At 73.6% G+C, this 19,254-nt stretch carries 15 protein-coding genes and 3 tRNA genes; 16 read left to right on the forward strand and 2 right to left on the reverse strand.

Annotated elements, in window-relative coordinates:
- Nucleotides 1-47: 47 nt before the first annotated feature.
- The 15 genes from AMK13_RS43275 to AMK13_RS00580 all read left to right on the forward strand — a co-directional run bounded on the left by AMK13_RS43275 (nt 48) and on the right by AMK13_RS00580 (nt 16,196).
- A complete protein-coding gene (locus AMK13_RS43275; protein WP_158077652.1) occupies nt 48-194 on the forward strand; it encodes a hypothetical protein in 147 nt (48 codons plus the stop codon).
- Between the two features lie 258 nt (nt 195-452).
- Nucleotides 453-608, forward strand: coding sequence for a hypothetical protein (locus AMK13_RS43945; protein ID WP_181970583.1), 156 nt, complete (start codon nt 453-455; stop codon nt 606-608).
- A gap of 123 nt (nt 609-731) precedes the next feature.
- On the forward strand, nt 732-1,364 hold the full coding sequence (gene nadD / locus AMK13_RS00520; protein ID WP_049658574.1) for a nicotinate-nucleotide adenylyltransferase: 633 nt from the start codon (nt 732-734) through the stop codon (nt 1,362-1,364).
- 14 nt (nt 1,365-1,378) lie between these two features.
- The gene (locus AMK13_RS00525; RefSeq protein WP_074000711.1) at nt 1,379-3,256 is read left to right on the forward strand and encodes a LytR C-terminal domain-containing protein; all 1,878 of its coding nucleotides are present in this window, start codon (nt 1,379-1,381) and stop codon (nt 3,254-3,256) included.
- A gap of 238 nt (nt 3,257-3,494) precedes the next feature.
- Nucleotides 3,495-3,953, forward strand: a complete 459-nt coding sequence (gene rsfS / locus AMK13_RS00530) for a ribosome silencing factor (RefSeq protein WP_049658573.1) — start codon at nt 3,495-3,497, stop codon at nt 3,951-3,953.
- Entirely contained in the window at nt 3,950-4,600 is a 651-nt protein-coding gene (locus AMK13_RS00535) for a histidine phosphatase family protein (protein ID WP_074001141.1), read from the forward strand. Before rsfS ends, AMK13_RS00535 begins: the two co-directional genes overlap by 4 nt.
- A gap of 170 nt (nt 4,601-4,770) precedes the next feature.
- Nucleotides 4,771-4,843: transfer RNA gene (locus AMK13_RS00540), tRNA-Ala, on the forward strand.
- A 43-nt stretch (nt 4,844-4,886) separates the two neighbouring features.
- Nucleotides 4,887-4,959, forward strand: a tRNA-Ala gene (locus AMK13_RS00545).
- 383 nt (nt 4,960-5,342) lie between these two features.
- A tRNA-Ala gene (locus tag AMK13_RS00550) sits at nt 5,343-5,415 on the forward strand.
- A gap of 98 nt (nt 5,416-5,513) precedes the next feature.
- Complete coding sequence (locus AMK13_RS42715; RefSeq protein ID WP_074000712.1) at nt 5,514-6,809, forward strand: hypothetical protein; 1,296 nt, start codon at nt 5,514-5,516, stop codon at nt 6,807-6,809.
- 382 nt (nt 6,810-7,191) lie between these two features.
- Nucleotides 7,192-10,086: a leucine--tRNA ligase gene (leuS, locus tag AMK13_RS00560; protein ID WP_074000713.1), complete on the forward strand. Its 2,895-nt coding sequence runs from the start codon at nt 7,192-7,194 to the stop codon at nt 10,084-10,086.
- Between the two features lie 431 nt (nt 10,087-10,517).
- Nucleotides 10,518-11,339, forward strand: coding sequence for a hypothetical protein (locus AMK13_RS00565; RefSeq protein ID WP_074000714.1), 822 nt, complete (start codon nt 10,518-10,520; stop codon nt 11,337-11,339).
- A 117-nt stretch (nt 11,340-11,456) separates the two neighbouring features.
- Nucleotides 11,457-12,302 carry a DegV family protein gene (locus AMK13_RS00570; protein ID WP_049657405.1) on the forward strand — a complete coding sequence of 282 codons (846 nt, stop codon included), beginning with the start codon at nt 11,457-11,459 and terminating at the stop codon, nt 12,300-12,302.
- A 207-nt stretch (nt 12,303-12,509) separates the two neighbouring features.
- Nucleotides 12,510-13,433: a ComEA family DNA-binding protein gene (locus AMK13_RS00575; RefSeq protein WP_241852700.1), complete on the forward strand. Its 924-nt coding sequence runs from the start codon at nt 12,510-12,512 to the stop codon at nt 13,431-13,433.
- An 84-nt stretch (nt 13,434-13,517) separates the two neighbouring features.
- Nucleotides 13,518-16,196 carry a ComEC/Rec2 family competence protein gene (locus tag AMK13_RS00580; protein ID WP_074000715.1) on the forward strand — a complete coding sequence of 893 codons (2,679 nt, stop codon included), beginning with the start codon at nt 13,518-13,520 and terminating at the stop codon, nt 16,194-16,196.
- Between the two features lie 347 nt (nt 16,197-16,543).
- On the opposite strand, the gene cyaB is transcribed toward AMK13_RS00580, so the two are convergent.
- Entirely contained in the window at nt 16,544-17,098 is a 555-nt protein-coding gene (gene cyaB, locus AMK13_RS00585) for a class IV adenylate cyclase (protein WP_074000716.1), read from the reverse strand.
- 258 nt (nt 17,099-17,356) lie between these two features.
- Complete coding sequence (locus AMK13_RS00595; RefSeq protein ID WP_074001144.1) at nt 17,357-17,926, reverse strand: helix-turn-helix domain-containing protein; 570 nt, start codon at nt 17,924-17,926, stop codon at nt 17,357-17,359.
- A gap of 180 nt (nt 17,927-18,106) precedes the next feature.
- Between AMK13_RS00595 and AMK13_RS00600 the strand changes: the two genes are divergently transcribed.
- Complete coding sequence (locus AMK13_RS00600; protein ID WP_074000717.1) at nt 18,107-19,096, forward strand: alpha/beta fold hydrolase; 990 nt, start codon at nt 18,107-18,109, stop codon at nt 19,094-19,096.
- The last annotated feature ends 158 nt before the right edge of the window (nt 19,097-19,254 follow it).

Here is a 19,254-nt window from a genome sequence, read left to right on the forward strand (position 1 = left end):
AGACCGGACCCGGCCGCGGTACCGAGCAGTACGAGGAGCCCCCGCAGATGTCCACCGACACGCTTGTCAGCCTGGCCGCGCCCATCTCCGACGAGTCCGGCCCCGGCCTGTTCCTGCGGATCATCGTGGTCGCGTCCTTCGTGGGCATCGGCCTGCTGATCTGGATCATGGCCCGCGCCTTCAAGAACAACTAGGGCCGGTCGTTCCCCGGGGCCGTCCCCGGTCCGTTCCCCGGGGCCGTCCCCGGTCCGTTCGCCGGGGCCGTTCCGGTCCGTTCGCCGGGGCCCGGGCCCGTTCGCCGGTCGCTCCCTCGGCCCGCGCTCACGCCCGGTCAGCGGCGGTGGGCCGCCGAGCGGTTGCCGTGTAACCCCCCGTACGATGACGGGTGGGCCCTCACCCGGCCCGGAACAACCCCCAGGTCCGTTCACCGAGCCGAGAAGGTCCCGCCGACCATGAGCACTGCTGCCGCACTCCCCGTTCTGAACCTGCTCGCCGAGGGCGAGGGGGGCAACCACGACAGTCTGAACCCGGCCCTGACCGGTGGCGCCGCACTGGTCATCCTGCTCGTCCTGCTCTTCATCACCACCCGCTTCAACCGGGACCGCTGAGCCGGGGCCTGGGGCCGCTCGGGGAGCGTCCGGCCACCGGCCGGACGCTCCCTCACGCGTCTGCGGAGAACCCCCACCCGGCCGTTCCCGCACCGTAACGCGTGTCGCGTAAGGTGTGGCGGCATGGGAGAGCAGGCCGGGAATCCCGGCGGACCGGAACCGGTGAAGAAGCGCCTCGGCGTGATGGGCGGCACCTTCGACCCGATCCACCACGGCCACCTCGTCGCCGCCAGTGAGGTCGCGAGCGCGTTCCACCTGGACGAAGTGATCTTCGTGCCGACCGGGCAGCCGTGGCAGAAGAGCGACCGGCACGTCACCCCGGCCGAGGACCGCTACCTGATGACGGTCATCGCCACCGCCGAGAACCCGCAGTTCTCGGTCAGCCGGATCGACATCGACCGCGAGGGCCCGACGTACACCGTCGACACCCTGCGCGACCTGCACGCCCTGCACCCGGACGCCGACCTCTTCTTCATCACCGGCGCCGACGCGCTCGCCCAGATCCTGTCCTGGCGCGACTCCGACGAGCTCTTCTCGCTGGCCCACTTCATCGGATGCACCCGCCCGGGGCACACTCTGTCGGACGCCGGGCTTCCGGTGGGCGGGGTCTCCCTGGTGGAGGTCCCGGCGCTGGCCATCTCCTCCACGGACTGCCGCAACCGGGTCGCCAAGGGCGAACCGGTCTGGTACCTCGTCCCGGACGGCGTGGTCCGCTACATCGACAAGCGGGCGCTGTACGCGCCGCGCGGGGACTGATCCGGGAGCGGTGCATGACTGATCGCAGCGACGGCCGGCGGCCGGAGGACTGGTCCACCGGGCAGTACCAGCAGCCGTACCAGGGCTACCAGCAGCCGCAGGACCCGCAGCCGCAGCCGCAGCCACAGCAGCAGCCGCAGGCGCAGTCGTACGAGCAGCAGCAGTACGAGCAGCAGTACGACCAGTACGGGCAGCCGGTGTACGGGCAGGGCGCGTACGGCTACCAGCAGCAGGGCTACCAGGGGTACGACGGGTACCAGCAGGGCGGGCAGTTCCCGCAGCAACAGCCGTACGAGCAGCAGCAGTACGACCAGCAGTACGACCAGTACGGGCAGCCGGTGTACGGGCAGGGCACGTACGTCTACCAGCAGCAGGGCTACCAGGGGTACCAGGAGCAGCCGTACCAGGCGGCCGCCCCGGTCGTGACCGAACCGCAGGCGCCGTCGCAGGCGCAGGAACCGGTGCAGGCCGAGCCGGCCGCGGCCGCGGCGGTCGCACCGGCGCGTCCGCGGGTGCCCCGGCCGGCCGCCGAGCCGGTGCCGGCCAAGGCCGAGCCGCCGTCCGAGCAGGTCGCCGGGGCGCGGGCCGGGAAGGCGGGGAAGGGCGGGAAGGGCGGGAAGGGCGGCGGCAAGGCGCCCGACGACAGCTACACCACGGGGGAGTTCACCTTCGTCGACGAGGAGGCGGAGGAGACCGAGGACGTCATCGACTGGCTGAAGTTCGCCGAGTCCCGCAGCGAGGTGCGCGCCGAGCGCCGCCGCAAGCTGCGCAACCGGCTGATCGGCCTCGGTGCGGTGGTGGCGCTGGCCGCCGCCGGCGTCGGCGGGTACCTCTTCCTCACCGGCGGCAAGCCGACCGCGGCCGCCGCCGCCGGCGGCCGCCAGGTCAACGTCGTCCACCTGCGCGACCTCCAGGGCAAGGTGTCCAGCGCGCTGCTGGTCAACGACGCCTCCGGGAAGAAGGGCACGGTGCTGCTGCTGCCCGACACCCTGCGGCTGCCCGGCCCGGGCGACCCGCCGGTCACCACGGTCGGCCAGTCCATGGACGGCATCGGCGCCTCGGCGACCCGCGACGGCCTGTCCACCGTGCTCGGCGCCCCGGTGGCCGGCACCTGGCGGCTGGACACCCCGTACCTGGAACTGCTGGTCTCCCAGCTCGGCGGCGTCCGGGTGGACACCAACGCCGAGACCCACGAGGGCGGCAAGCCGGACGGCAAGCTGCTGTCCGCGGCGGGCAAGAACACCATGCTCAGCGGGAAGGCCGCGGTCGCCTACGCCACGCTGCAGAACCCCGGCGAGAACCGGGACGCCCAGCTGGCCCGGTTCGGGCAGGTCATGGACGCGCTGGTGCGCGCGATGCCGACCGAGTTCAAGGACGCCAAGGACGACGTGCACCGGATGAACGCGGTGCTCGACCCCTCGCTGCCCGAGGACGCCCTCGCCGGGGTGCTCGTCCAGCTCTCCCAGCAGGCGAAGGACGGCCACTTCGGCACCACCGCGCTGACCGTCAAGCCGGACGGCAGCCTGGACGAGGCGACCGCGGGCAAGCAGGTCAAGGACGTGCTGGGCGGCACCGTGAAGTCTGCGGCCGCCGGCGACGCCCCGGTCCGGGTCGCGGTCCAGGACTCCAGCGGCAACGACGCGGCGGCGGCCGCCGTACAGGTCCAGATCGTCAACTCCGGTCTGACCTTCATCCCGGGCGGGGCCAAGGGCGCCCCGCAGGCCACCAGTGAGATCCGCTACACCGACGACGCCCGGCAGGGCGCGGCGAAGTCGCTGGCGACCAGCCTCGGCCTGCCGGACACGGCGGTGAAGAAGGTGACCGGCGACACCCAGAACGCGGACCTGCTGGTGGTGCTCGGCAAGGACTACCAGCCGCCGAAGACCCAGTAGGGCGGTGGCCCGGGCCCGGCGGGGGTCCGGGCGTGGTGGCGGCGGGGGCGGTGGCCCGGGCCCGGCGGGGGTCCGGGCGTGGTGGCGGCGGGGGCGGTGGCCCGGTATTGGCTTGGGGGCCCGGGGCTCGGGGGCCTGGAAAAACGGTTCCGGGCCCGCCCGGGCGGCGTGAGATCCTGGAAGGCGACCCCGGCCGAGCGCCGGGGCGCCCCCCAAGCCGCCGAGCCGGAAGAACACCGTGACCGTTACCGACCACAGCCAGCAGCTCATCACCGTCGCCGCGCAGGCGGCGGCCGACAAGCTCGCGCACAACATCATCGCCTTCGACGTCAGCGAGGTGCTGTCGATCACCGACGCCTTCCTGATCGCCTCCGCGAACAACGACCGCCAGGTCCGCTCGATCGCCGAGGAGATCGAGGACCAGCTGCGCGAGCAGCTGGACATCAAGCCGGTGCGCCGCGAGGGCGAGCGCGACGGCCGCTGGATCCTGCTCGACTACCTGGACATCGTCGTGCACGTCCAGCACGCCGAGGAGCGCTCCTTCTACTCGCTGGACCGGCTCTGGAAGGACTGCCCCGAGCTCCCGCTGCCCGAGGACGCCCTGGCCTCGCGCAACCGTCCGGACGCGTTCACCGACGAGGCCGGCAACGTCGTCGCCCCCGCCGACGACTTCGGCAAGCCCGAGGACCTGCACTGAGCCGGGGCCCGCGCGGCCCGCGCATCGTCTTCTGGCGGCACGGCCAGACCTCCTGGAACCTCGAATCGCGCTTCCAGGGCACCACGGACATCGAGCTGACCGGCCAGGGCGTCCAGCAGGCCCAGCGGGCGGCCCGGCTGCTCTCCGGGCTCCGTCCCGACCTGCTGATCTCCTCGGACCTCCAGCGGGCCCGGCGCACCGCCGCGGAGCTGGCCGAGGTCACCGGGCTCGACGTGCAGCACCACGAGGGCCTGCGGGAGACCTTCGCGGGCTCCTGGCAGGGCCTGACCAACGCCGAGATCCGCGAGCGCTTCCCGGAGGAGTACGAGGCCTGGGCGGCCGGTGAGCCGGTGCGGCGGGGCGGTGACGGCGAGCTGGCCACCGAGGTCGCCGACCGCTCGGTGCCGGTGGTCCTGGACGCCGTCGGCAAGCTCCCCGAGGACGGCACGCTGGTGGTGGTCAGCCACGGCGGGACGATCCGCACCATGCTCGGGCGGCTGCTCGACATGGAGCCGGACCAGTGGGAGCGCTTCGGCGGACTGTCCAACTGCTGCTGGTCGGTGCTCGGCCAGGGCACGCGCGGCTGGCGCCTGCTGGAGCACAACGCGGGCACCCTCCCGCAGCCGGTCATCGGCGACGACACCTGAGCCGAGCCGTACCGGCTCGGGCGGCACCGGGTGCCGGGGGCCCTCACGGGGCCCTCGGCGGGGGTCCGGAGGGAGCGGATTTCGCAGTTCCGGCCCTGACCAGCTAGAGTCTTCCTCGTTCGCAGGGAAGGAACGCGGCCCGGAAGGGAAGCGGGAGATCCGGTGAGTGCGGGGCTATAGCTCAGTTGGTAGAGCGCTTGCATGGCATGCAAGAGGTCTGGGGTTCAATTCCCCATAGCTCCACTCCGCATCGGCGGTCGTGGTCAGCCAGGGTCGCCCGTGTCGCGGGGCTATAGCTCAGTTGGTAGAGCGCTTGCATGGCATGCAAGAGGTCTGGGGTTCAATTCCCCATAGCTCCACAGTAGTTCGGAAGGCCGTCACCCAAGGGGTGGCGGCCTTCCGGCGTTTCGGGCCCGGCCTCGCGGTTCTCCTGGTGGGCGCGCGGTCGGCGGGTGGTGCGGCTTCGCGGTTCTCCGGGGGGGCGTGCGGTCGGCGGGTGGTGCGGTGGCGGGGCGTTGGCGGGGCGCGTGCGTCGGGAGTGCGCGCTGGGAGCGTGCGTCAGGCGCGGGCGCCGGGGGCGGGCGCCGTACGCCCGGAGCGTGAGAGACGGGGCCTCCGGGGCGCGTGGTGCGGACCTCGGGAAACGGATTTCAGGAGCACGCCCCGGAGCGTGTAAAGTAGTCGATGTCGCCGAGGGAAACGGCCGGAAACAACCGGGAACCACGGTGACAACGCAGGTCAAGGGGCTATAGCTCAGTTGGTAGAGCGCTTGCATGGCATGCAAGAGGTCTGGGGTTCAATTCCCCATAGCTCCACAGCAGTCGAGAGCCGCCTCCCGGAAACGGGGGGCGGCTCTTCGCCGTTCTGCCCGCGCCGCCGGTCCCGGCGGCCGGAATCCCGCTACCGTCGTGCCATGGCCGATCTGGAGCGAAGGCGGAACGAGGAACTGGCCCGGATACTCCACCAGCTCGGATGGAGTCCGGAACGGCTCGCCCGCGAGGTGAGCCTCGCCCTGCCGCCGGGCCTCGCCATCAGCTCCACCGCCCCGTACAAGTGGCGCGACCGCGGCATGGTCCCGCGCAGCCCGCACGACCAGGCGGTCTGCGAGGTGCTCAGCCGCACCCTCGGCATCGCCGTCACCTACGAACAGCTCTGGGGCCGGATGGGCGGCCACCGCGGCGCCAAGATCCTCTCGCCCCGGCTGCTCACCGACCCGTGGACCGCCGACACCGCCCAGACCGCGCTGCGCGAGGCCGCCACCGACGCCGGCCCGGTGCGCCTCACCGACCTGTTCCGCGGCGCCGACCTCGACCAGGCCGCCGCCCGCCTGGACTCCCCGCCGCCCCCCGTCGGCGGCGGCGAGGGCGCGCTGCGCGTCGAACCCGGACTGGCCGGCGAACTCGGCCTGTCCTACCGCAGCAAGCAGAAGCTCGAACGGGCCTGCGGCGGCGGCCTCGTCCTCGGCCCCGTCCGGGCCGAACTCGCCATGCTGGCCAAGCTGCTGGAACTCGGCGCGTACGACGAACGGCTCGGCCGCGAGCTCTACGGCACGGCCAGCAGACTCGCCCGGCTGGCCGGCTGGGCCGCGTACGACCTCGGCCACGACGCCGCCGCCCAGCGCGCCTTCGTCGCCGCGCTGCGCGCCGCCCACGTCAGCGGCGACCCCCGGCTCGGCGTCGCGGTGCTCGGCGCGCTGGTCGTGCTCGCCACCCAGGGCACCGGCGGGCGCGGGCTGGACGCCGTCTCCGCGCTGGTGACCGCCCTGGACACCCACGGCGCCGCGCTCAGCCCCGTCGCCCGGGCCCGCCAGTACGGCCGGCTCGCCGGCGCGTACGGCCGCCGGGGCGAGGCCGAACGGGCCGAGGCAGCCGCCGCCCGGGCCTTCGCCGAACTGGACGGCCTGCCCGGCACCGAGGAGGTCCGGGCCGCCCTCTCCGGGATGGTGGGGGAGGGGCGGCTGGCGCTCGGCCAGCACCGGCTCGCCAAGGTGCTGCTCGCCGAGGCGGTGGCCGGTCTCGGACCGGGACGGGCCCGCACCAAGACGCTGCTGATGGTGCGCCTCGCCGAGGCCCACCGCCGGCTCGGCGACCAGCGGGAGGCGGCCCGCACCGCCTCGCTGGCGCGCTCGCTCGCGGCGGGGATGCAGTCCGAGCGGGTGGCGAAGGCGCTGCGGGAGTTCGACGCGGCGGGGCGGGTGGCGGCGCGGTAGGGCGGGTTGCGGCTCGGCCCCGCGCGGTTCCGTGCGGCCTCGTGCGGTCCTGCGTGGCTCGCTGCGGCTCCCGGGTGGCTCCGCGGGGCCTCATGCGGCTCCGTGCGGCCCTGGGCGGCTCCGTGCCGCCGTCCCGGCGGTATACCCCGCAGCCCGTCGACCCGCTTGCGGTACCCTGAGCCCATGCGAACCGTGCGCCTGCTCCTTAGCCGGCCGCGCTGACCAGGACCGGCTGAGCCTTCGGGCGGTGCCGGAGTCGGCGTGGCGTCCCCTCCTGCGAGGGGATTTTTTGTTTTCCGCCCCCCGATCCCGTCCCGGGCCGGGTCCACGGGCCGGCCGCCCGCGCGGTTCGCCAACCGACACCGATGGAGCTTGAAGGACCATGAGCGAGACGACCCCTGCGTCCGGCGCGGCCGAGACCGCGACCGAGCCGTTCCGGTACAGCGCTGCGCTGGCGGCCGAGATCGAGTCCCGCTGGCAGGACATCTGGGAGAAGGAGGGCACCTTCCACGCCCCCAACCCCACCGGTGCGCTGGCCGACCCGGCGGCCGGCGACGTCGCCGCGAAGCCGCACAGCTTCATCATGGACATGTTCCCGTACCCCTCGGGCGCGGGCCTGCACGTCGGCCACCCGCTGGGCTACATCGCCACCGACGTCTTCGCCCGCTACCAGCGGATGACCGGCCACAACGTGCTGCACACGCTGGGCTACGACGCCTTCGGCCTGCCCGCCGAGCAGTACGCGGTGCAGACCGGCACCCACCCGCGGGTCTCCACCGAGGCCAACATCGCCAACATGCGCCAGCAGCTGCGCCGGCTGGGCCTGGGCCACGACCCGCGCCGCTCGATCTCCACGATCGACCCGGACTACTACCGCTGGACCCAGTGGATCTTCCTGCAGATCTTCAACTCCTGGTACGACGCGGACGCCCGCAAGGCCCGCCCGATCGCCGAGCTGGTCGCCGACTTCGAGTCCGGCGCGCGTGAGCTGCCGGACGGGCGCGCCTGGGCCGGGCTGACCGTCGCCGAGCGCGACGAGGTGCTGGGCGAGTACCGACTGGCCTACGCCAAGGAGGTGCCGGTCAACTGGTGCCCGGGCCTGGGCACCGTCCTGGCCAACGAGGAGGTCACCGCGGACGGCCGCTCCGAGCGCGGCAACTTCCCGGTGTTCAAGTCCAACCTGCGCCAGTGGATGATGCGCATCACCGCGTACTCGGACCGGCTGATCGAGGACCTGGACCTGCTGGACTGGCCCGAGGCCATCAAGCTGCAGCAGCGCAACTGGATCGGGCGCTCCGAGGGCGCCCGGGTCGACTTCGCGGCCCCCGGCGACCAGAAGATCACCGTCTTCACCACCCGGCCCGACACCCTGTTCGGCGCCACCTACATGGTGCTGGCCCCCGAGCACGCCCTGGTCGACTCGATCGTCCCCGCCGCCTGGCCCGAGGGCGTGCCCGCCGAGTGGACCGGCGGTGCCGCCACCCCCGCCGAGGCCGTCGCCGCCTACCGCGCCACGGCCGCCGCCAAGTCGGACGTCGAGCGGCAGGTCGAGGCCAAGGTCAAGACCGGTGTCTTCACCGGCGCCCACGCCGTCAACCCGGTCAGCGGCGAGTCCGTCCCGGTGTTCATCGCCGACTACGTGCTGATGGGCTACGGCACCGGCGCCATCATGGCCGTCCCCGCCCACGACCACCGCGACTTCGCCTTCGCCCGCGCCTTCGCGCTGCCGATGCGCTGCGTCGTCGAGCCCACCGACGGGCGGGGCCAGGACCCGGCCGAGTGGGACGACGCGTTCGACACCTACGACTCCGTCATCGTCAACTCCGCCCGCACCGAGGGCGACGTGTCGCTGTCCCTGGACGGGCTGAGCGTCGTCGAGGCCAAGGCCGCCGTCACCGCCTGGCTGGCCGAGCGCGGCATCGGCGAGGGCACCGTCAACTACCGCCTGCGCGACTGGCTGTTCAGCCGCCAGCGGTACTGGGGCGAGCCCTTCCCGATCGTCTACGACGAGGACGGCGTGATGCACGCGCTGCCCGAGTCGATGCTGCCGGTCGAGGTCCCCGAGGTCGACGACTACTCGCCGCGCACCTACGACGCGTACGACGCCGCCTCCTCGCCGGAGACCCCGCTGTCGCGCAACGAGGCCTGGGTCAACGTCGAACTGGACCTGGGCGACGGCGTCAGGAAGTACCGCCGCGAGACCAACACCATGCCCAACTGGGCCGGCTCCTGCTGGTACGAGCTGCGCTACGTCGACCCGGCCAACTCCGAGGCCGTCGTCGACCCGGCCAACGAGAAGTACTGGCTGGGCCCGACGGAGACCAAGCCCGCCGGCGGCGCCGACCTGTACGTCGGCGGCGCCGAGCACGCCGTGCTGCACCTGCTGTACGCGCGCTTCTGGCACAAGGTGCTGCACGACCTGGGCCACGTCTCGTCCGTCGAGCCGTTCCACAAGCTGTTCAACCAGGGCATGATCACCGCCGACGTCTACCGCGACGAGCGCGGCTTCCCGGTGCCCGCCGCCGAGGTCGAGGAGCGCGACGGCCAGTACTTCTGGGACGGCGAGCCGGTCAAGCGCGAGGCCGGGAAGATGGGCAAGTCCCTGAAGAACGCCGTCGCCCCGGACGACATCGCCGACGAGTACGGCGCCGACACGCTGCGCCTGTACGAGATGTCGATGGGCCCGCTGGACGTCTCCCGCCCGTGGGACACCCGCGCCGTCGTCGGCTCGTACCGCTTCCTGCAGCGCCTGTGGCGCAACGTCGTCTCGGAGACCACCGGCGAACTGGTCGTCACCGAGGAGGAGCCGGACGAGGCGACGCTGCGCGCCCTGCACAAGGCCATCGACGGCATCCGCGGGGACATGGCCGGGCTGCGCTTCAACACGGCCGTCGCCAAGGCCATCGAGCTGAACAACTACCTGGTCAAGCGCGGCTCCACGCCGCGGGCGGTGGCCGAGCAGCTGGTGCTGATGGTCGCGCCGCTGGCCCCGCACGTCGCCGAGGAGCTGTGGCGCCGACTGGGCCACGGCGAGTCGCTGGCGCACACCGACTACCCGGTCGCCGACCCGGCGTACGTGGTGGACGAGACGGTGACCTGCGTGGTCCAGATCAAGGGCAAGGTCAAGGCGCGGCTGGAGGTCGCGCCGGGCATCTCGGACGCCGAGCTGGAGGCGCTGGCGCTGGCGGAGCCGGCGGTCGTCGCGGCGATCGGCGGGGCCGAGGTGCGGAAGGTGATCGCGCGGGCGCCGAAGCTGGTGAACATCGTCACCGGCTGAGTGTTCTTGGTGCGGAAGTGACCGCGGGGTGATCGCGGGAGCGGTCGCGTGAGCGGTCGGGCGGGCGTCCTTCGGGGCGCCCGTCCGGCGTTTTCGGGGTCTTTCGGGGGTCGGCGCTTCGGGGAGTCGGCGTTCTCGGGGTCCGGTGCTTTCGGGGGGCCGGCGTTTTCGGGGCGTTTCGGGGTTCGGTGCTTTCGGGGAGTCGGCGTTTTCGGGTTCGGTGCCGGCTGGGCGTCTTGCGGGGCGCTTGCGGGGGGCTTCCAGGGTGGTCGGGGGCCCTCGGGGAGATCCCGGATCTGACCCTGATCTCCGTCCGCCAGGGCCCTCTCGGCTGCCCCCGGGCGGGTTCCGGCGGCTACCGTGGAACCCTCGGCAATGCGGCCCGCGTTGGGCCCGGTGGGGGCCGGAACGACGGCGGAAGGTGGCGCGCGATGGACGTGTTCGGCGTGATGATCGGGCTGGTCCTGCTCTTCGGGGTCGCGGCGATGGTCCTGGCCGTGATCGGCACGGTCAAGGCCGCCAAGGCCGTCGGCGCGAAGATCGAGAAGCACGAGGCCAACGCCCGGCGCGCCGTGGAGACCGCCACCCTCAAGGCGAAGACGTACACCAGGGTCGGCCCGCCCGCGCAGATCGCCACCGTCCGGCTGGGCCTGCGGACCTCGCTCGACGGCACCCGGCAGGTACTGGAGGGCGGCCTCGCGCAGGACAGCCAGCTCGGCGAGTCGCTCGCCCTGCTCGACCGGCTCGACACGCACGCCGCCGAGCTCGACGGCGAGCTGCGGATGCTGGAGCGCGAGCCGGACACCGCGCGGATCGCCGCCAAGCTGCCGGAGCTGCGCGAGCGGGCGGAGCGGATCACGCACTCGGCGGAGACCATGCGCTGGGCGGCGCAGGACCGGATGCACCGGTTCGCGGACGACGAGCTGAGCCGGCTGAGCCAGGAGTGCGAGAGCGAGGCGGGGGCGCTGCGGCACTGGGACGTCGCGGGGGGTGCTTCGGGGGCTGCCGGTTCCGCGGGGGCGGGTGGAGCCCCGGGGTCCGGTGGTTCCGCGGGGGTCGGTGGTGCTGCTGCGGGGTCTGGTGGTTCCGCGGGGGCGACCGGGGGTGCGGCGCGGTCCGGGGGTGCGGCTCGGGCCGGGCTGACCGACGGGAAGGGACGGCCGAGCGCGGAGGAGCTGCTCGGGCTCGCCGATCCGCTGGCCAAGCTGGCGCAGCGGCTGCGCAAGCCCTCGACGGGGCCCTCGGCGGGCTGAGCCGGTCGGGCGTCACGGGCGCTCCGACGGGCTGAGCCGGTCGCGCGTCACGGGACCTCCCGAGGGGCCCGGACCGGGCGCTGTCCTCCCGGAGCGACGGGGGGTAACCTCCGGCTCATGCCCTCCGACCTCGCACTTGTCACCGATTCCACGGCCTATCTGCCGCAGGACGCCCTCGACCGGTACGGGATCACGGTGGTCCCGCTGAGCGTCGCGGTCGGCGACTCGGTGCTGAGCGAGGGCGTCGAGATCTCCCCGAAGGACGTCGCCGAGGCGCTGCGCGGCAAGCAGCGGGTGACCACCTCCCGGCCGAACCCGGAGACCTTCGCCGCCGCCTACCGGGCGGCCGCCGAGGCCGGGGCGAAGGGCATCGTCTCGGTGCACATCTCCGGCGAACTGTCCGGCACCGTCGAGGCCGCCCGGCTGGCCGCCGCCGAGGCGCCCGTACCGGTGCGGGTGGTGGACAGCCGACTGGTCGGGATGGCGCTCGGGTACGGGGTGCTGGCGGCGGCCGAGGCGATCGCGGCCGGGCAGGGCCTGGCCGAGGCGGCCGAGGCGGCCGGCCGGCGGGCGGCCGGGACCAGCGGGTTCTTCTACGTCGACACCCTGGAACACCTGCGCCGGGGCGGACGGATCGGGGCGGCGCGGGCGCTGCTCGGCTCGGCCCTGGCGGTCAAGCCGCTGCTGCACCTGGACGGCGGGCGGATCGAGCCGCTGGAGAAGGTGCGGACGGCGTCGCGGGCGATCGCGCGGCTGGAGGAGATCGCGGTCGAGCGGTCGGGGGAGCTGGACGTCGACATCACCGTGCACCACCTGGCGGCCGAGGAGCGGGCCGAACCGCTCGCGGAGCGGCTGCGGGCCCGGGTGCCGGGGCTGCGGGAGCTGTACGTCGGCGAGGTGGGGGCGGTGATCGGGGCGCACGTCGGGCCGGGGCTGCTGGCGGTGGTGGTCGCGCCGCGCTGAGGGGGTGGCGGGGTGGCGGTCCGGTGGGTGGTTCGTTGGGCGGTTCGCTGGGTGGGTGGTCCGGTGGGTGGTTCGCTGGCCGCTCGGTCAACCTCAGGCGGTCCTACCCACTCTTGTGAGTGACGCTTTTTATCCACAACCCCCGGGTTATCCACAGGGTTTCGTTAATTTCCGCACGTTCGCCGGAGGACTCCTACCGTCCTCGGCATGACGACCATGGGCCTGGGCGCGGCGAAGCGCCATGCGATCAACGAGACGGTGCGGCTGCGGATGGCCGCGCTGCTGCCGATGGATGACGAGCCGGAGGGCGGTGTCGGAGGGGGTCCCTCGGGCCCGGTCCCGCCGCCGTCGCCGGTTGCGATGCCGGTGCCGGTGCTGTCGGATCCGGGCGACGCCGACATGGGTCCGCCGGAGGCCGGGGCGCGTTCGCGGTTCTCCGCATCCTCCTCAATCCCCTCGTTCGCCTCGGTGCTGGCACTCGATCGGCGCGCGGTGGCCGGATTGGCCATCCTGCTGCTGTTCGCGGTCGGTTACGCCGTGCAGCACTTCTGGCTGGCCCGGCCGGAGGCGGTCGCCGTACCCGCGCTCGCGGCGGTCGCGGCACCGTCGGGGGCGGAGCCGTCCGTCCCCGCCGACTCCGCTCCTTCCAGGGCCGGGCCCGGCGCCGGTGCCGAGGCCGTGCCCGGCACCGGGCCGGCTGTCGTGGTGGACATCGGCGGCCGGGTCCACCTCCCGGGCCTGCACACCCTGCCCGGCGGCTCCCGGGTAGCCGACGCCCTGCGGGCGGCGGGCGGTCCGTTGCCGGAGACGGACACCAGGAACCTCAACCTGGCCCGCATCCTGACGGACGGTGAGCAGATCCTGGTCGGCGAGCAGGCGCCCGCCCCCGGCCCGGTGGTCGGAAGCGGGAGCGGCCCTCCGGGCGCCGTCGTGCCCCGGCCGCCCGTCAGCCTCAACCGCGCGACGCTCGAACAGCTCGACAGCCTTCCCGGTGTCGGCCCCACCCTCGCCCAGCGCATCCTCGCCTACCGCACCTCGCACGGATCCTTCCGCTCCCTCGACCAACTCCGGCAGGTCAGCGGCATCGGCGCCCGTACGTACGCGGAGCTCCGTCCGCTGCTCACCCTCTGACGCCCTGTCCTGCCGCTGTCCCTGCCCGTCCCCCTTGTCCGCTTCCCCCGCCCGCGTGCCCGGCCTTCGAAGGGAGGTACCGCCATGTCCGTCGCCACCGTGCCGGTCGGTCCGGCCGTTGCGTCCCGTTCTCCGGGCGCCGACTTCCGGCTGCTGCTGCCCGCCGTCTCGGCCTGGGCGGTCACTGCGGCACTCCTGCGTCTGGAGCCGGGGTACGCGGCCCTCGTCCTCACCGCGGCGGGCGTCGCCGCGCTCGCGGCCGTCCTGCTGCTCACCCGGCCGGGGGGCCTGCGCCGGCGCGGGGCCTCGGCGACGCTGGCCGCCGTCCTGCTCACCGGTGCGGCGGCCGCGATCGCCACCCCGCTGCACACCGCCGCCCTCCACCGGGGGCCGGTGCCGGAGCTCGCCCGTGCGTCCGCGGCCGCCGGTCCGCGAGCGCCGGGCGAGCCCGCCCCGGTGGTGGAGGTGGAGCTGACCGTCGCGGGGGATCCGAAGGTCCACACCTCCCGGGGCGGCACCGTCGGCGGGCAGGCGCTCCTCACCGTGGACGCGGTGGCCGACCGTGTCACCCCGCTCCCGGACGGGCGGAGCACCCGCACGCGTACGCCGGTGACCGTCATGGCCCGAGGGGCGGAGGGCGAGCCCTGGCAGCGGCTGCTCCCGTCCCAGCGGCTGGCCGTGGAGGCCGAGGTACGGCCGGCGGGGGAGGGGCACGACACCGAGTCCGCCGCGCTGCTGGTGGTCCACGGGGCGCCCCGGCAGCTGGCGCCGCCGAGCCTGCCGCAGCGGATCGCCGGGCGCCTCCGTGAAGGCCTCCGCACGGCCACCGACGGACTGCCCGCGGATGCGCGCGGGCTGCTCCCGGGGCTGGTCGTCGGCGACACCTCGCGACTGCCCGACGACCTCGACGACGCCTTCCGGGCCACTGACCTGGTCCACCTGGTGGCGGTCAGCGGGGCCAACCTGGCGATCGTCCTCGGTGCGCTGCTGGGAGCGCCCGGGCAGGCCGGCACCCCGGAACGGCGCGGGCTGGCCGCGGTGCTGGGGCTGTCACTGCGCACCGGCGCGCTGCTCGGCACGGCTCTGACGCTGGCCTTCGTCACCGTCTGCCGGCCCGAGCCCAGCGTGCTTCGGGCGGCCGGGACGGGACTGATCGGCATGCTGGCCCTGGCCACCGGCCGTCCCCGCAAGGCCGTGCCCGCGCTCGCCGGGGCCGTCCTGGTGCTGGTCCTGCTGGACCCGTTCCTGGCGCGCTCGTTCGGCTTCCTGCTCTCCGTGCTCGCCACCGCCGGGCTGCTCGTCCTCGGGCCGCACTGGGCCGAAGCCCTGCGGGCCCGCCGCTGGCCGCACCACCTGGCGGGCGCGTTCGCGGCGGCGGCGGCCGCCCAGGCGCTGTGCGCGCCGGTGACGGTGGTGCTGTCCGGGCACATCAGCCTGGTCGGCATCCCCTGCAACCTGCTGGCCGAGCTGGCGGTGGCTCCGACGACGTTGCTCGGCTTCGGGGTGCTCGCCCTTCAGCCGCTCCTTCCGGCCCTGGCCCGCCTGCTCGCGGAACCGGCCGGGCTGCCGGCCGGCTGGCTGGCCCTGGTCGCACGGCGCGGCGCCGAGGTGCCAGGTGGCCAACTGACCTGGCCCGGAGGTTGGTTCGGGACGGCGACGGTCGCGCTGGCCGTCCTGGCGGCCTGCTGGGCGGCGCCGCTCCTGTTGCCCCGACGGCGGGAGCCGGGCAGTCCGGTGCCGGTGCCCGCTCGGCGGCGCTGGGCGCGGGCGCTGGTGACGGCAGTGCTGATGATGGTCCTGCTGGCCGTGCTGCTCCGCCCGCCGCAGCTCATCCGGATCGCCACTGGCTGGCCGCCGCCGGGGTGGCGACTGGTGATGTGCGACATCGGGCAGGGGGACATGCTGGCCCTGGCGACGGGGGAGCCGGACAGCGCGGTGGTGATCGACGCCGGGCCGGACCCGAACGCCGCCGACCGATGCCTGCGCGACCTCGGCGTGACGACCGTCCCCTTACTCCTGCTGACGCATTTCCATGCCGACCACGTCGAGGGCGTGCCGGGGGTGTTGCGGGGCCGCCGGGTCGGCGCCGTCGAGGGCACCACGCTGGACGACCCGCCGGGCGAGGCGGCCCGGGTGACGGGCTGGGCCGTAGGGGCCGGCCTCCCGTTGCTGAGAGCGGGTCGGGGTGAACGGCGCTCCGTCGGAGCGGAGTTGGCCTGGGACGTGGTGTGGCCCGTCCCCGGTGCGGCTGCCGAGGCGCCCGGACCGAACAACGCAAGCGTCGCACTGATGGTGTCACTGACAGGAGGACTACGGATGGCACTGCTCGGAGATCTCGAACCGCAGGCCCAGTCGGCCCTGCTGGGTCGGCTGGGGAAGGTCGACGTCGTGAAGGTGGCGCACCACGGATCGGCCCACCAGGACTGGGACTTGGCCGGTGCGATGCGGCCCCGGCTGGCCCTCGTCTCCTGCGGCGAGGGCAACCCGTACGGTCACCCGTCCCCGAAGACGGTCGACCACCTGCGCGCACTCGGCGCCACCGTTCTGCGCACCGACCGGGAGGGGGACATCGCGGTGACGGGCGACTCCCCGGCCACCCTCGGCGCGGCCGTCCACCCCCAGCCCGCCCACGCGGCCCGCCACTCCAGCGGCAACGCCAGGCCCGGCGGCGCCGGCGGAACCGGTGGGGCCGACGGGCACGGCCCCGCACCCCACGCCCACCCCGAGCGGACCCCGGGCGCCCCGCGGGCCCCGCCCACCTGACCCCCGCGCTCTCCTCCTTCCACCAATCAACGTGGGGGCATGGAAAGTAGAAGGGGGTGGTGGGAGGAGGAGCGGCGCAAAGCCAGCAGAAACGTTCCGGCGCGCTCCGGGCCCAGCCCGGAGCGCGCCGGAGAAATGCCGCAAGCACGGAGGCAACGTGGCCCGCAGAGAGGTTTCGCAGGAGCGTGCAAAGGCCTGGAAGTGCGGTTGCGGCGTGCTCCAGGCAGGCCTGGAGCACGCCGCGAAAAAAGCCTCACCACGCGGAGGCAAAGAGCAGAACACCGCAACATCCGCACGGCGCCAAAGGGTCCGGTGCAGGTATATCGGTACGGTCGTGCGCCCGTTCGTCAGGCCAGCCCGAGGGTGAGATGGGGGTAGCCGGCGTGGATGCGGTCGCCGAGCTTGATGTCGAGGCCGGCGATGAAGGATTCGATCTTCTCGGTGGCCTCCTCAACGGTTTCGGCCTCACCCTTGTACTCGAACTCGATGAAGTCTCCGAGGTCGCCCACACTGTCAAAGGCGACGGCGATGCTGTCGATGAACCACTCTTCGCGAGTCTTGTCGACCGTGGTGAGCTTGGTGAAGTCGAGGGAGTCCAGGATGTGCTGGACAGCGGTGGCATCGGAGACGGTGCTCTCGAACTCGTCGCAGTGGGTCTTGATCTTCCGCTCCAGCGGGTACCACCGCTTGAAGTTCAGGGAGGAGATGCCGTCCTCGATACGGATCCGGAGCCACTCGGAGATCACGTCTCCGGAGAGGAAGTCCTTGTGGGGGGCGTTGTAGTAGTGGTCGACCTGGCGGGTCGGCCGGCCGACCCTGCCGCCCCGGGCAGTGAGCTGGTCCTTCAGCTCCTGGGGGTCGCTGAGGAGCTTGAACTTCTGTTCGACTTCGGTGTACTTCACGGACTTTTCTCCTGAGTGTCGGTCAGCGAGGCGATGGTCTCGCGGACGAGCGCCATGACGGATTGGACTGCCTTCGACGTCCGTGACGAGGACGTGGCTCGCCTCTCACCGTTCGTGCGGAACCGCATCAACCTGCTCGGCCGGTGCTCCTTCCGGCTCTCCGACCGGCCCGGCGGGCTGCGGCCACTGCGTGGTCCGGACGCCGTTGGGGCGTGATGCCGCAGGCACCGTTGCGGGGCCCGGGCGCTGTGCTCCGGATTACCGGGTGCCGCGGTCGGGGGTTGGGGTGCGCGGTCGTAGGCGCTCTCCCTGCGGTCCGAACATGATCAGGTATTCGACCGGTCCGCCGGGGCCGGCGTTCGCGACTCCGTGGGCGGTGCGGGTGTCGAACTCGGCTACGTCCCCGGCGCTCAGGACGAGGTCCTGCTCGCCGAGTGCCAGCCACAGCCGTCCGTACAGGACGCACAGCCATTCGTACCCGTCGTGGGAGACCTGCCGCGGCCGCGCCGGGGGTGCGTCGACGGCGGGGAGGACGTGCTTGTGGGCGTGCAGGCCCCCGACGTAGCGGGTCAGCGGTAGCACCGCCTTGTCGTTGCCGGAACGCCGCGGCGCCGGGGCGCGCGGTCCGGTCGCCGCGGGTGCGGTGCCGGCCAGCTCGTCCAGGGAGACGCCGTACGCCTTCGCGAGTTGCAGCAGCACCTCCAGGGTCGGCTTGCGCCGGCCGGTCTCGATCCGCGACAGCGTGCTCAGCGAGATGCCGGTCGCGCGGCTGATGCCGGTGAGTGTGGCGCCGTGCCGCTCGCGCGCGGTCCGCAGCCGGGGGCCCATGGCCGCCAGCGTGTCGGCTGTGCCGTCGTCCGTCACCGTCGCCCCGCTCCCTGCGGCCGTGCCGCCTTCACCGCCCTTGTCCTGCCAGTTTGCCACGATGGCAAGGGTTTTCGCGTCGCGCGGCCGCCGCGCCGCATGATCGGCGGGTACCCGCGGCCGCCCGTGAACCGAGGAGAAACGATGCACCAGCCCGCGCCGTCCACCGACCTGCGCCACCGCACCATCGAGGCACCCGCCGGGCGCCTGCACCTGGTCGAGCAGGGCACCGGACCACTGGTCCTGCTCGTCCACGGCTTCCCCGAGTCCTGGTACTCCTGGCGCCGCCAACTCCCGGCCCTCGCGGCGGCGGGGTACCGGGCCGTGGCGCTCGACGTACGCGGCTACGGCCGCTCCTCCAAGCCGGCCGCGACGGACGCCTACCGGATGCTCGACCTGGTGGAGGACAACGTCGCCCTGGTGCGCGCCCTGGGCGAGGAGAGGGCGGTGGTCGTCGGGCACGACTGGGGCTCCAACATCGCGGCGGCCTCCGCCCTGCTCCACCCCGAGGTCTTCCGCGCCGTCGCACTGCTGAGCGTCCCCTACGCGCCGCCCGGCGGCCCCCGCCCCACCGACGTCTTCGCGCGGATGGGCGGCGACCAGGAGTTCTACGTCTCGTACTTCCAGGAGCCCGGCCGGGCCGAAGCGGAGATGGAGCCCGACCTCCGGGGCTGGCTCGCGGGCTTCTACGCGGCCATGTCCGCCGACACCATGCCCGCCCGGGGCGAGCCCGACCCGCACTTCGTGGCCCGCGCCGGCGGCCGGCTGCGCGACCGCTTCCCCGGCGGCAGGCTGCCCGCCTGGCTGACCGAGGACGACCTCGACGTATACGCCGGGGAGTTCGAGCGCACCGGCATGACCGGGGCCCTCAACCGCTACCGCACCATGGACCGCGACTGGGAGGACCTCGCCCGGTACGCCGGAGCCCCGATCAGGCAGCCGTCCCTGTTCATCGGCGGTGCCCTGGACGCTTCCACGACCTGGATGGCCGACGCGATCGACGCCTACCCGACCACCCTCCCCGGTCTGGACTCCACCCACATCCTGGACGGCTGCGGGCACTGGATCCAGCAGGAGCGCCCCGAGGAGGTCAACCGTCTGCTGACCGCCTGGCTCGCCTCCCTCCAGGACTGAACCGCCGGGTGTGCCGACCGGCCCCCCGGCGCGAGCGGGCCGGTCGCCTCGGCGCCGGCCTGTCGGCCGCGCACCAGTCGCGATCCGGCCTGGATGTTCCTCAACCCCTGTGCGGTACTTGGCCGTTGTGGCCTCCTCCGAGGCCGTGACCCGGTCCT

Origin of the sequence: Streptomyces sp. CB02056, from assembly GCF_001905545.1 — a bacterium.
In the GTDB taxonomy this organism is placed as follows: domain Bacteria; phylum Actinomycetota; class Actinomycetes; order Streptomycetales; family Streptomycetaceae; genus Kitasatospora.